Origin of the sequence: Rugamonas apoptosis (assembly GCF_014042355.1) — a bacterium.
Lineage (GTDB): Bacteria > Pseudomonadota > Gammaproteobacteria > Burkholderiales > Burkholderiaceae_D > Rugamonas > Rugamonas apoptosis.
In genome coordinates this window covers 404,289-416,840 of the sequence record NZ_JACEZU010000002.1, presented here as the reverse complement: position 1 = coordinate 416,840, position 12,552 = coordinate 404,289, and the positions used below count along the sequence as shown (strand labels likewise).

General features: G+C 61.7%; 14 protein-coding genes. 10 read left to right on the top strand and 4 right to left on the bottom strand.

Going from position 1 to position 12,552, the window contains the following annotated elements:
* Positions 1 to 16: 16 nt before the first annotated feature.
* The 4 genes from H3H39_RS05580 to H3H39_RS05565 all read left to right on the top strand — a co-directional run bounded on the left by H3H39_RS05580 (position 17) and on the right by H3H39_RS05565 (position 4,691).
* Positions 17 to 1,342 carry an RsmB/NOP family class I SAM-dependent RNA methyltransferase gene (locus H3H39_RS05580; protein WP_182152341.1) on the top strand — a complete coding sequence of 442 codons (1,326 nt, stop codon included), beginning with the start codon at positions 17 to 19 and terminating at the stop codon, positions 1,340 to 1,342.
* 104 nt (positions 1,343 to 1,446) lie between these two features.
* Positions 1,447 to 2,763, top strand: a complete 1,317-nt coding sequence (locus H3H39_RS05575) for a mechanosensitive ion channel family protein (protein ID WP_182152340.1) — start codon at positions 1,447 to 1,449, stop codon at positions 2,761 to 2,763.
* Positions 2,764 to 2,889: 126 nt separating this feature from the next.
* A complete protein-coding gene (locus H3H39_RS05570; protein WP_182152339.1) occupies positions 2,890 to 4,092 on the top strand; it encodes a DesA family fatty acid desaturase in 1,203 nt (400 codons plus the stop codon).
* A gap of 68 nt (positions 4,093 to 4,160) precedes the next feature.
* On the top strand, positions 4,161 to 4,691 hold the full coding sequence (locus H3H39_RS05565) for a hypothetical protein (protein ID WP_229217904.1): 531 nt from the start codon (positions 4,161 to 4,163) through the stop codon (positions 4,689 to 4,691).
* Between the two features lie 84 nt (positions 4,692 to 4,775).
* Here H3H39_RS05565 and rpmG read toward each other — a convergent pair whose 3' ends face one another.
* The 3 genes from rpmG to radC all read right to left on the bottom strand — a co-directional run bounded on the left by rpmG (position 4,776) and on the right by radC (position 6,093).
* Entirely contained in the window at positions 4,776 to 4,946 is a 171-nt protein-coding gene (gene rpmG / locus H3H39_RS05560; protein WP_182152555.1) for a 50S ribosomal protein L33, read from the bottom strand.
* Between the two features lie 10 nt (positions 4,947 to 4,956).
* A complete protein-coding gene (gene rpmB, locus H3H39_RS05555) occupies positions 4,957 to 5,193 on the bottom strand; it encodes a 50S ribosomal protein L28 (protein WP_182152338.1) in 237 nt (78 codons plus the stop codon).
* Between the two features lie 225 nt (positions 5,194 to 5,418).
* Positions 5,419 to 6,093 (bottom strand): RadC family protein, encoded by a 675-nt coding sequence (gene radC, locus H3H39_RS05550; RefSeq protein ID WP_182152337.1) that lies wholly within the window; start codon positions 6,091 to 6,093, stop codon positions 5,419 to 5,421.
* A gap of 100 nt (positions 6,094 to 6,193) precedes the next feature.
* Here radC and H3H39_RS05545 point away from each other — a divergent pair, with 100 nt between their 5' ends.
* The 6 genes from H3H39_RS05545 (at position 6,194) to H3H39_RS05520 (ending at position 11,583) form a co-directional block, all read left to right on the top strand.
* The gene (locus tag H3H39_RS05545; RefSeq protein WP_182152336.1) at positions 6,194 to 6,649 is read left to right on the top strand and encodes an FKBP-type peptidyl-prolyl cis-trans isomerase; all 456 of its coding nucleotides are present in this window, start codon (positions 6,194 to 6,196) and stop codon (positions 6,647 to 6,649) included.
* A gap of 76 nt (positions 6,650 to 6,725) precedes the next feature.
* Positions 6,726 to 7,673 carry a 4-hydroxy-3-methylbut-2-enyl diphosphate reductase gene (ispH, locus tag H3H39_RS05540; protein WP_182152334.1) on the top strand — a complete coding sequence of 316 codons (948 nt, stop codon included), beginning with the start codon at positions 6,726 to 6,728 and terminating at the stop codon, positions 7,671 to 7,673.
* Between the two features lie 244 nt (positions 7,674 to 7,917).
* Positions 7,918 to 8,847: a branched-chain amino acid ABC transporter permease gene (locus tag H3H39_RS05535; RefSeq protein ID WP_182152332.1), complete on the top strand. Its 930-nt coding sequence runs from the start codon at positions 7,918 to 7,920 to the stop codon at positions 8,845 to 8,847.
* A gap of 17 nt (positions 8,848 to 8,864) precedes the next feature.
* Entirely contained in the window at positions 8,865 to 10,082 is a 1,218-nt protein-coding gene (locus H3H39_RS05530; RefSeq protein WP_182152331.1) for an ABC transporter permease subunit, read from the top strand.
* Positions 10,083 to 10,090: 8 nt separating this feature from the next.
* Positions 10,091 to 10,861, top strand: coding sequence for an ABC transporter ATP-binding protein (locus H3H39_RS05525; protein WP_182152329.1), 771 nt, complete (start codon positions 10,091 to 10,093; stop codon positions 10,859 to 10,861).
* Positions 10,861 to 11,583 carry an ABC transporter ATP-binding protein gene (locus tag H3H39_RS05520; protein ID WP_182152327.1) on the top strand — a complete coding sequence of 241 codons (723 nt, stop codon included), beginning with the start codon at positions 10,861 to 10,863 and terminating at the stop codon, positions 11,581 to 11,583. Before H3H39_RS05525 ends, H3H39_RS05520 begins: the two co-directional genes overlap by 1 nt.
* 194 nt (positions 11,584 to 11,777) lie before the next feature.
* Here the strand turns inward: H3H39_RS05520 and phaP are convergent, their stop codons facing one another.
* Positions 11,778 to 12,338 carry a TIGR01841 family phasin gene (gene phaP, locus H3H39_RS05515; protein WP_182152326.1) on the bottom strand — a complete coding sequence of 187 codons (561 nt, stop codon included), beginning with the start codon at positions 12,336 to 12,338 and terminating at the stop codon, positions 11,778 to 11,780.
* Positions 12,339 to 12,552 lie beyond the last annotated feature (214 nt).

Below are 12,552 nucleotides of genomic sequence, written 5' to 3'. Positions count from 1 at the left end.
ACAAACAAGGAATACCATGAGATTGCCACCAGCGATACTCGCCAATGCTGAAGAAGTGTTGCGCGAGATTTTGCGCTTTAGCGCGCCGGCCGACACCACCCTGTCGCGCTACTTCAAGGACCACCCACGCCTGGGCGGCCGCGAGCGCGGCGCCATCGCCGAGTGCGTGTACAACGTGCTGCGCAATAAATCGTTCTTCACCGACTTCTCGGAAGCGGGTGGCGGCCCCACCATGCGCCGCTTGACCCTGCTGGGCATGGCGGATGCGGTCGGCATCGAGTCGATGGGCGGCCTGTCCGAGGAAGAAGTGCAGTGGCTGGAGCGCGTGACCCAGATCGACCGCAAGCTGATGCACAAATCCATGCGGTCCAACATGCCCAAATGGCTGTTCGACAAGCTGGTGGAGCAGTGCGGCGAAGAGGAAACCCTGCTGCTGGCCGACGCCATGAACACCCCGGCGCCGCTGGACTTGCGCGTCAACTCGCTCAAGGCCAACCGCGACGACGTGGCGGCCGAACTGGCGCTGGCGCCGATCCGCAGCACGCCCACGCCGTTTGCGCCGCTGGGCCTGCGCATCCTGCAAAAGCCCGCGCTGCAAAACCTGCCGCTGTTCAAGAGCGGCGCCATCGAAGTGCAGGACGAGGGTAGCCAGATCCTGTCCCAGATCGTGGGCGCCAAGCGCGGCGAGATGGTGGTGGACTTCTGCGCCGGCGCCGGCGGCAAGACGCTGGCGCTGGGCGCCATCATGCGCAACACGGGCCGCCTGTACGCGTTCGACGTGTCGGAAAAGCGCCTGGCCAAGCTCAAGCCACGCATGGCCCGCAGCGGCCTGTCGAACGTGCATCCGGTGCAGATCGCGCACGAGCGCGATGCCAAGATCAAGCGCCTGGCCGGCAAGATCGACCGCGTGCTGGTGGACGCACCCTGCTCGGGCCTGGGCACCTTGCGCCGCAATCCGGACGTCAAATGGCGCCAGCAGCCGGGCGCCATCGCGGAACTGCAGGTCAAGCAGGCCGCCATCCTGGACGGCGCCGCGCGCCTCGTCAAAGGCGGCGGCCGTCTGGTGTACGCGACCTGCAGTTTCCTCAATGAAGAAAACGACTTCATCGCGGAACAATTCCTGGCCAACCATCCCGACTTCGAGCTGGTGCCGATGAACAAGGTCCTGGCCGAGCAGAAGATCGCGCTGGAGATGGGCGACTACCTGAAGCTGCTGCCGCACAAGCACCAGACGGACGGCTTCTTCGCCGCCGTGTTCGAGCGCAAGCCGATGGCCAAGCCCGCCAAACCGGCCAAGGACGCCGCGCCGGCGGACGAGGCGGCCGACGACGCCGCCGGGTAATCCAGACAGGCCGGGTTCTTCCCGGCCTTTTTTTCGTCGACCACTCACGCGGAAAATTTGGCGTTTACGCTAACCTGTCTCCCATTCTTATTTTTGCCATGCCCATGAATCAATTACCGCTCGCCAACCTGATCGCCGGCCTGGCCGATGACCTCACCGATCCCAGCCTGCTGTGGCAGCTGAGCGCCATCGTCGTCTCCGTGCTGGCGGGCTGGGGCCTGGCGACCTTGTTGCGCCGCCGTTTCGGCCGCAGCGGCCAGGCCGGGGTGATGCAGTTCGGGGTGGAGAGCTTTGGCCGCGTGGTCGGTCCGCTGCTGATCGTCTGCCTGCTGGCCGTGTCGCGCGCCGTGCTGGCGCGCGCGCATCACGTCAACCTGCTCAAGGTGGCCATCCCCATCTTCGGCGCGCTGGTGGTGATCCGCTTCACCTTCTTCGTGCTGCGGCGCGTGTTTGCACGGCGCGGGCAGGTGGGGGCGGCCATGCTGATGTTCGAGAAAGTGTTCCAGCTGCTCGTGTGGCTGGCCTTCGTGCTGTACATCACGGGATTGTGGGTCGAGATCTTCGATTTCCTCGACGATACGGTGCTGCCGCTGGGTAAGCACAAGGTCTCCATCCTGGCCATCCTGCAAGGGGCGGTGTCGGTGTTGCTGCTGCAGATGCTGGCGCTGTGGGCCGGCGCGGCGCTGGAGGAGCGGCTGATGCTGGTGCCTGGCCTGCACACCAACTTGCGCGTGGTGTTGTCGCGCACCGGGCGCGCGCTGTTGATCGTGATGGCCGTCCTGGTGAGCTTGTCGCTGGTGGGCATCGACCTGACGGTGCTGTCCGTGTTCAGCGGCGCGCTGGGCGTGGGCCTGGGACTGGGCTTGCAGAAGATCGCCAGCAATTATGTGTCCGGCTTTGTGATCCTGCTGGACCGTAGCCTCACCATCGGCGACATGATCACGGTCGATAAATACAGTGGCCGCGTGACCCAGATCAACACCCGCTACACGGTGCTGCAAGGGCTGGACGGGGTGGAGTCGATCGTGCCGAATGAAATGCTGGTCTCGGGCGCCGTGCAAAATTCCTCGCTGACCAACAGCATGCTGTGGCTGTCGACCAAGGTCTCGGTGGCCTACGACACGGAACTCGATCCTGTGCTACTGTTGCTGGAGCAGGCCGCCTCCAGCGTGGCCCGCGTGTCCAAGGAAAAACCGCCGTCGGCCCAACTGCTCAGCTTCGGCGCCGACGGCCTCGACCTGCAACTGGGTTTCTGGATCCACGACCCGGAAAACGGCCGTGGCGGCGTGATTTCCGATGTGAATCGGGCAATCTGGAAAGCCTTGAAAGAGAACAATATTTCCGTTCCCTTCCCACAACGGGAAATGCGCATCCTCGGTGATCTTCCCCTGCCGGAATCCGTTGTTCTGCCTAAAAAATAATCAGCGACAAGGGCAATGGTTCCGCAAAACACCAGCGTTTCATCGTACAATGGTGATTAAAATCAAGAATATCGGACCTGCCGCGCGCGGTGGGGACCGGATCGCGACACCCACTTTGGAGCAGGAATGAATTTGAGCTTACCCGCAGTACTGGATTTTTTGGCTAACGGCGTTACCCGACTCACCGCTTGGCAAGTGTTTTTCTATACCCTGGCTGTCACCCACATCACCATCGCCAGCGTCACCATCTATCTGCACCGCCACCAGGCGCACCGGGCGCTGGAACTGCACGCCATTCCCAGCCATTTCTTCCGGTTCTGGCTGTGGCTGACGACGGGCCAGGTGACCAAGGAGTGGGCCGCCATCCACCGCAAGCACCACGCCAAGTGCGACACCGAGGAAGATCCGCACAGCCCCGTCACCCGTGGCATCAAGAAAGTGTTCTGGGAAGGCGCCGAGCTGTATCGCGCTGAATCGAAGAATATGGAAACCATGGAGAAATATGGCCATGGCACCCCGACCGACTGGATCGAACGCAACCTGTACACCAAATACAGCTGGCAAGGCGTGGCCGCGCTGCTGGTGCTGAACTTCCTGCTGTTCGGCGTGATCGGTGTGTCCGTGTGGGCCGTGCAGATGATGTGGATTCCCGTGATGGCGGCCGGCGTCATCAACGGTATCGGCCACTACTGGGGCTACCGCAACTACGAGTGTTCGGATGCGGCCACCAACATCTTCCCGTTCGGTATCCTGATCGGCGGCGAGGAACTGCACAACAATCACCACACCTTCGCCACCTCGGCCAAGCTGTCGTCCAAGTGGTATGAGGTCGATATCGGCTGGCTGTACATCCGCACGCTGGAAAAAATGGGCCTGGCCAAGGTCAAGAAGCTGGCGCCGGCACCGAAATTCGCCGCCGGCAAGATGGAAGCGGACTTCGACACGCTGCAATCGGTGATCACCAACCGCTACGACGTGATGGCCAAGTACGCCAAATCCGTCAAGCACGCCTGGAAGGAAGAGCTGGCCCACCTGAAGGACAAGGCCCAGCTGGAAGCGCGTTTCCTGAAATCGTCGCGCAAGCTGTTGCAGCGCGAGCCGGGTAAGCTGGCCGAACAGCAGCAACAACAGTTGAGCGAACTGTTCCAGCACAGCAAGGCGCTGGAAACCATGCACACCATGCGCGTGGAACTGGGCGCGATCTGGGAACGTTCGCACTTCACCCGCGACCAGTTGCTGCACAAGCTGCAGGACTGGTGCACCCGTGCGGAAGCTTCCGGTATCAAGTCGCTGCAGGAATTCTCGCTGCGCCTGCGCAGCTACGCATGATAGCGCTTGGTTAATACTTTAAAACGGCTCCGGAAACGGAGCCGTTTTGCATTGGGGAGACGAGATTGATGAATCGGCATGGCAATTGGCGGCAGGCTAAGCTTTGGACGGCCGCGCTGGCCCTGTGCGCGCTGCTGCCGGCGGCGCAGGCGCGCGACTGGACCTTGCGCGTGGATGGCGCGGGCCCGCTCAAGGTGGGCATGCGCTTCGACACGGTCAACAAGATACTGGGCGAGCACATGGAGCGTGTGCCGTCCGGGCAGCGCACGGTACCCACCTGTTTCCAGGTCACGCCCGCGGACCAGGATGGCATCCTCTTGATGTTCGTGAAGGATGTGCTGAAGCGGGTGGACGTGACGCAACCCGGCATCGAGTCGGAGCGGGGAGTGGCGCTGGACGATCCGGAAGGCCAGGTGCGGCGCCACTATGGCGAGGCGGTGCGGACGGCCGCGCATCCAGGCCGGCCTGGGGCGCATTACCTGACGGTCAAGGCGGGGGAAGGGCAGTATGCGATCCGCTTCGAGACGGACCAGGGGCGGGTGGCCGCCATGTATGCGGGCGCGTTGGCGCAGGTGTTGCAGGAGGAGGGCTGCCAATAAGGCGGGACATGACGACCTATTTTAGGCCGGGACAAAAAAAAGCCGTTCAGATGAACGGCTTTTTCACAAAACGCTGAGATCGGATTACTTGATCTTGGTTTCTTTGTACGTAACGTGCTTGCGTGCCTTAGGATCGAACTTGATGATTTCCATCTTAGCAGGCATGGTGCGCTTGTTCTTGGTAGTGGTGTAGAAGTGACCCGTACCAGCGGTCGATTCCAGCTTGATTTTGTCGCGGCCAGTTTTTGCCATGATAGCTCCCTATTTAGACTTTTTCGCCACGCGCGCGCATGTCGGCCAGAACGGCGTCGATGCCGACTTTGTCGATCACGCGCAGACCGGCGTTGGACAGACGCAGGGAGACCCAGCGGTTTTCAGATTCAACAAAAATACGACGGCTCTGCAGGTTAGGCAGAAAACGACGTTTGGTTTTGTTGTTTGCATGGGAAACATTGTTGCCGACCATCGGCTTCTTCCCAGTGACTTGGCAAACACGTGCCATGGCGCACTCCTTAAAGACATTCCACAATTGGAAAAACGAGAGTATATCCAAAAAACCCAGCTTTTTCAATGACTTGTGAAAAACAATTGTGTCATGGATTTTCAAAATAATTTAACAATTGTAAAATCGTGCCAGAAATGGCAATTTCCCCTTGGTAAACAAGGGTAAACGGGGCAGGTGTGGGGCGGGCGCGGGGTGGGCGCAGGCGATCGCGTCCGGCCGGGTTTACAGCTGGCCGTGCTCGGCGAACGAGTGCACTTGATGGCCGGCCACCACGAAATGGTCGAGAATGCGCACGTCCACCAGGGCCAGGGCCTGCATCAGTGCGCGCGTGAGCAGCAAGTCCGATTCGCTCGGTTCCGGGGTGCCGGACGGATGGTTGTGGGCCAGCATCACACTGGCCGCGTTGCGGGCCAGCGCTTCCTTGACCACTTCGCGCGGGTAGACGCTGGTATGGGTGAGGGTGCCGCGAAACAATTCCTTGGCGTCGATCAGGCGGTTTTTCACGTCCAGGAACAGCACGTGGAACGATTCGTGGGTCTTGCCGCCCAGGATCACGCGCAGGTATTCCTTGACGGCCTTGGGCGAGCTCAAGGCTTGGCCCTCCTTCAGTTGCTCCTCGATGGCGCGCCGGGCCAGTTCCATCACGGCCTGCAACTGGGCGAATTTGGCCACACCCAGGCCGTGGATGGTGCAGAACTCGTCCAGGCTGGCGCCGAACAGGGCGTGCAGCGAGCCGAAACGGTGCACCAGCTCCCGGCCCAGCGTGACGGCGTCCTTGCCCGGCACGCCCACGCGCAGGAACACGGCCAGCAACTCCTCGTCCGACAGGGCAGTGGCCCCTTCCAGTATCAAGCGTTCGCGGGGACGGCGGTGGGCCGGCCAGTCGCTGATAGCCATATTTCCTCCCTGAAGTGGGCCGAATTGTTCTGGAACGGGGGGCGCGGCGGGCAAGGTGGCTTACAATATCGCTTCCTGCAAGCTTACTGAGTACCAAGTCATGTCTAACGCGCAACCTAACGTCGTCACCAAGTCGGCTTATCTCACCCTGCATTATCGTCTGGCCACCCTGGACGGTACTGATATAGTCACAACCTTCAACGGAAATCCGGCCACGCTGATGCTGGGCCAGGGCCAGTTGGCGCCGTTCCTGGAAGATTGCCTGCTGGGCCTGCCTGAAGGCACCCACAAGACGTTCGAGCTGGCGCCAGCCCAAGGTTTCGGTGAACGCAACCCGGAACTGATCCGCTCCGTCTCGCGCGCCACGCTGGACGAGAATTCGGACCCGGAAGCGGAATATAAAGTGGGCGACCTGATCGACTTCGCGGCCCCGGGCGGCGGCCGCTTCGCCGGCATCCTGCGCGAGATCGGCGACGAATCGGTCCTGTTTGACTTCAACCACCCGCTGGCCGGCCAGCCGCTGCGCTTTGAAGTGAACCTGATTTCGGTGCTGTAAGCGGTTCCCGCTAGTGGACCGTTGGCAGCCCCCGCTTGCGCCCCCCCGCTTGCGGCTATCACTTGTCGAGGAACTGATGGATAAAGAAATTCTGTTGGCCCAGCCGCGCGGTTTTTGCGCCGGCGTGGACCGTGCGATCGAGATCGTGGAACGCGCCCTGCAGCAGTTTGGCGCGCCCATTTACGTACGCCACGAAATCGTGCACAACGCCTACGTGGTGGATGACTTGCGCAACAAGGGCGCGATCTTCATCGAGGAGTTGGACGACGTGCCGGCCGGTAACACGCTGGTGTTCTCGGCGCACGGCGTGTCCCGGGCGGTGCGGGCGGAAGCGGAAGCGCGCGGCCTGACCATCTACGACGCCACCTGTCCGCTGGTGACCAAGGTGCATGTGGAAGTGGCCAAGATGCGCCGCCAGGGTTGCGAGATCATCATGATCGGCCACCATGGACACCCCGAGGTGGAAGGCACCATGGGCCAGACCGAGGAGGGCATGTACCTGGTTGAAACGGTGGCCGACGTGGACAAGCTGGTGGTCAGCAAGCCCGACATGCTGGCCTATGTGTCGCAGACCACGTTGTCGGTGGACGATACGGCCGACATCATCGCGGCCTTGAAAGTCAAATTCCCCAGCATTATCGAGCCCAAGAAGGGCGACATCTGCTACGCCACCACCAACCGCCAGGAAGCCGTGAAATTCATGGCGCCCCAGGTGGACGTGGTGATCGTGGTGGGCAGCCCGAACAGCTCCAATTCCAACCGCCTGCGCGAGGTGGCGCAGAAGAAGGGCACGCCGGCCTACATGGTCGATAACGCTTCGCAGATCGACCCGCAATGGCTGGACGGCAAGCTGCGCGTGGGGGTCACCGCCGGTGCGTCGGCGCCGGAAGTGCTGGTGCAGGCCGTGATCGACCGCCTGAAACAGTGCGGCGCCCGTAGCGTGCGCACCCTGGACGGGGTGCAGGAAGCGGTCACCTTCCCCTTGCCCAAGGGCCTGGATGGCGCGAAGGCGGAGCCGGCTTGACGGCCTCGCGCCCGTTCAATTCGGACGCTTGACTGAATTATATTTGGCCCATCTTCACACTTTTCACTATTCGATTTTCACAATAGTCGCTATCATTGGCTCGCCCGAAAAGTTGTCGAAAGTGCTTTTTTCGGGATGGCGGCGTCAGGTCTATGACGGCACTGCGGGGATTTCTCCGGGTGCCGTTTTTGTTAGGCGGCCCCGCCACGCGCATCCGTGACTCTCAATAAAGGCGAAAGAATCCATGGATACCTTTATCCAACAACTTATCAATGGCCTGGTGCTGGGCAGCATGTACGCGCTCGTCGCGCTCGGCTACACCATGGTCTATGGCGTGCTCAATCTGATTAACTTCGCCCACGGCGATGTGCTGATGATAGGCGCCATGGCCGGCCTGACCATCCTCAAATTGCTGCAGACGGTGGCGCCGGGCTTGCCCGGCTTCGTGCAACTGGGCATCGCCATCGTCGGCGCCATCCCCGTTTGCATGCTGGTCAACATCATCATCGAACGCGTCGCTTACCGTCGCCTGCGCAACGCGCCCCGGCTGGCGCCGCTGATCACGGCCATCGGCGTGTCGATCCTGCTGCAAACCTTCGCCATGATGATCTGGGGCCGCAATCCGCTGGCCTTCCCGCAACTGCTGTCGTCCGACCCCATCATGGTGGGCGGCGCCGTGATCTCGCAAACCCAGGTGCTGCTGCTGGTGCTGGCGGCGGCGTCCATGTTCGGCCTGGTGCTGCTGGTGGAAAAGACCCGTATGGGCCGCGCCATGCGGGCCACGGCGGAAAACCCCCGTGTGGCCGGCCTGATGGGCGTCGATTCGAACAAGGTCATCGTCGCCACCTTCGCCATCGGCGCCGCGCTGGCGGCCGTGGCGGGTGTGATGTGGGGCGCCAACTACGCCTCGATCCAGTTCGCGATGGGCTTCGTGCCCGGCCTCAAGGCGTTCTCGGCCGCTGTGCTGGGCGGCATCGGCAATATCTACGGCGCCATGATAGGCGGTATTTTGCTGGGCATTATTGAAAGCCTGGGCGCCGGCTACATCGGCGATTTCACGGGTGGCTTCCTGGGCAGTAACTACCAGGATATCTTCGCCTTCGTCGTCCTCATCCTCGTGCTGACGGTGCGTCCGTCCGGCATCATGGGCGAGCGCGTGGCCGACCGCGCCTGACCGCAGAAAGGACTATTATGGCTCTCCTCAATTTCGACACGGTCCGCAACCCGGCCAAGGCGTACACCAGCATGGCGGTGGTGCTGATCGGCCTGCTGGTGTTCCCGTTCGTGGCCGCCCAGTTCGGCAACTCCTGGGTACGCATCATCGACATGGCGCTGCTCTACATCATGCTGGCGCTGGGCCTGAACATCGTGGTCGGTTTCGCTGGCCTGCTGGACCTGGGCTATATCGCGTTCTACGCCGTGGGCGCCTACATGACGGGCCTGCTGGCTTCGCCCCAGTTCGCCACGCTGCTGGAATCCATCATCAACCAGTACCCGGCGCTGGGCGACACCCTGGTGGCCGTGCTGGGCTCGGACATTCGCGAACACGGCATCCACTTGTCCGTGTGGCTGATCGTGCCCATGGCGGCCGCGCTGGCCGGCCTGTTCGGCGCCCTGCTGGGCGCGCCCACGCTCAAGCTGCGGGGTGACTACCTGGCCATCGTGACGCTCGGTTTCGGCGAGATCATCCGCATCTTCATGAACAACCTGAACGAGCCGATCAACTTCACCAACGGTCCGCAAGGCATCAACCTGATCGATCCGATCCGGGTGTTCGGCGTCAACCTGTCCGGCGAGGCCGGCTCGCGCGCCACCGTCGTCATCGGCGGCTTCTCCATGCCGTCCGTGAACGCGTATTACTTCCTGTTCCTGTTCCTGTGCGTCGCCATTGTGTTCGTCACCACGCGGCTACAGCACTCGCGCCTGGGCCGGGCCTGGGTCGCCATCCGTGAAGACGAGATCGCGGCCAAGGCCATGGGCATCAACACCCGCAACGTCAAGTTGCTGGCGTTCTCGATGGGCGCCTCGTTCGGCGGCATCGCGGGCGCCATGTTCGCCTCGTTCCAGGGCTTCGTGTCGCCCGAATCGTTCTCGCTGACGGAATCGATCGCCGTGCTGGCCATGGTGGTGCTGGGCGGCATCGGCCACGTGCCGGGCGTGATCATGGGCGGCGCACTGCTGGCCGCGTTGCCGGAAGTGCTGCGCCACGTGGTCGAACCATTGCAGCAGAAACTGTTCGGCCACGTCGTGATGGAAGCGGAAGTGCTGCGCCAGTTGCTGTACGGCCTGGCCATGGTGTTCATCATGCTGAACCGTCCGGCCGGCCTGTGGCCCGCGCCCAAGCATGAGGACCGCCCCGACAACGATATTGATAAACCCGAGCCGGCGTCCGCTGTGATGCGTGCCTGAGGAAAGCCATGAGCGAACAAGTGATACTCAACATCGCCGGCGTCAACAAGCGCTTCGGCGGTTTGCAGGCGCTGACGGACGTCAGCATCAAGATTTTGAAGGGCCAGATCTATGGCCTGATCGGCCCCAACGGCGCCGGCAAGACCACCTTCTTCAACGTGATTACGGGCCTGTACCAGCCCGACACGGGCACCTTCGAGCTGGCCGGCAAGCCGTATTCGCCGTCCACCCCGCATGAGGTGGCCAAGGCCGGCATCGCCCGCACTTTCCAGAACATCCGCCTGTTCGGCGACATGACGGCGCTGGAAAATGTGATGGTGGGCCGCCACGTGCGTACCCACCAGGGGGTGTTCGGCGCCGTGTTCCGCCACAAGGCGGCACGCGAGGAGGAGGCGGCCACCCGCCGCCGCGCGCAGGAGTTGCTGGACTTCGTCGGCATCGGCCAGTTCGCCAGCCGTACGTCGCGCTTCCTGTCCTACGGCGACCAACGCCGGCTGGAGATCGCGCGCGCGCTGGCCACGGATCCCCAACTGCTGGCGCTGGATGAGCCGGCGGCCGGCATGAACGCGACCGAGAAGCTGGCGCTGCGCGAACTGCTGGTCAAGATCAAGAACGAAGGCAAGACCGTGCTGCTGATCGAGCACGACGTCAAGATGATGATGGGCATGTGCGACCGCCTGATGGTGCTGGAATACGGCAAACCGATCGCGGAAGGCTTGCCGGCCGAAATACAGAGCAACCAGGCCGTCATCGACGCCTATCTGGGAGGATCGCACTGATGAGCGAAAACGTGCTGAAAGTAGCGGGATTGACGGTGGCCTATGGCGGCATCAAGGCCGTCAAGGGGATCGACCTGGAAGTGAACCGGGGCGAGCTGGTGGCCCTGATCGGCGCCAACGGGGCCGGCAAGACCACCACGCTGAAAGCCATCACCGGCACGCTGCCGCCGTGCAAGGTCGACGGTACCGTGTCGTACATGGGCGCCTCGCTCAAGGGCGACCAATCGTTCCACCTGGTGGAGAAGAAGCTGGCCATGGTGCCGGAAGGGCGGGGCGTGTTCACCCGCATGTCGATCCAGGAAAACCTGATGATGGGCGCCTATACGCGCGACGACAAGGCGGGCATCGAGGCCGACATCGCCAAGTGGTTCGACGTGTTTCCCCGCTTGAAGGAGCGGGCGCAGCAGATGGCGGGCACGCTGTCGGGCGGCGAGCAGCAAATGCTGGCCATGGCGCGCGCGTTGATGTCGCATCCCAAGCTGCTGTTGCTCGACGAGCCGTCGATGGGCTTGTCGCCCATCATGGTGGACAAGATTTTCGAAGTGATCCGCAACGTCTCGGCCGATGGCATCACCATTTTGCTGGTGGAGCAGAACGCCAAGCTGGCCTTGCAGGCGGCCCATCGCGGCTATGTGATGGATTCCGGCCTGATCACCATGACGGGCAACGCCCAGGACATGCTGGTCGATCCGCGCGTGAAGGCGGCCTACCTGGGCGAGTAAGCGAAAGTTAGCCTCAAAAAAATGGGGGACGTAACACATTTTTTTTTGTGTTACGTCCCCATTTTTTGAGGCCCAAAAAAAAGAGCCCCGGGCAGGGCCCGGGGCTGAGAAGGACACCCGTTAGAAAGGACACCACGGATGCCGAGGAGTCTGTACAACGGGGCTGGCGCCCGCAGGCGCCAGCATGGCCTACATTATTTCTTGGCAGGAGCGGCCTTGGCGGCGGCTTGCGAGAACTGGTTCACGGCCGTGGCCATGTTCGATTCGATCGATTCCACAGCTTGCTTGGCGGTCTTGGTGAACTGCTCGTAACCGGCGTTGGCGTTGCCGATGGCGGTCTTCAGCAGGGCGACGGCGTTTTCGGTGCCGGCTGGGGCGTTCTTGCTCACTTCTTCCACCAGCGAAATCACTTTGCGGTTGGTTTCAGCGATCTGGGTTTCGGCCGCTTTGTTGAATTCGGCTTGGGTGCCGGAAGCGATCGAAGCCAGGTGACGGCCGTAGGCCACCACTTTTTCAGCCGTTGGCTGAGCCTGGGCGGCGGTCAGCGAGAAGAACTCTTGCGGATCCTTGGCAGCCAGCAGTTGCTTGGTGGTCACCGACGACTCTTCCAGCGACGCCTTGGCAGCGGTCAGGTTCAGGTCGACGAATTTTTCCACGCCTTCGAAGGCTTTGTTGGTCAGCGCGGAGAAGATGGCGAACTGGGCTTCAAAATTGGCCTTGGTCGCATTGGAAAATTGCTCAGGGATTGAAAACATATAACTCTCCAGAAGTTAGAAAATAGTCATCGATAAGTGCTGCTGTTTCTACCAGTGGTACGAAGCAGTTGTATCCAGCCTTCAGACCAAAAAACAAATTGTGCAACGCAACAAACCCGATTTTACGGCCTTCCATGATTAAGTCAAGCGAAATTTTGTGCGTTGCACCAAAGAAGCCACTTTGGCTTTGAGGCACGATTTCTTGCAGGAATTG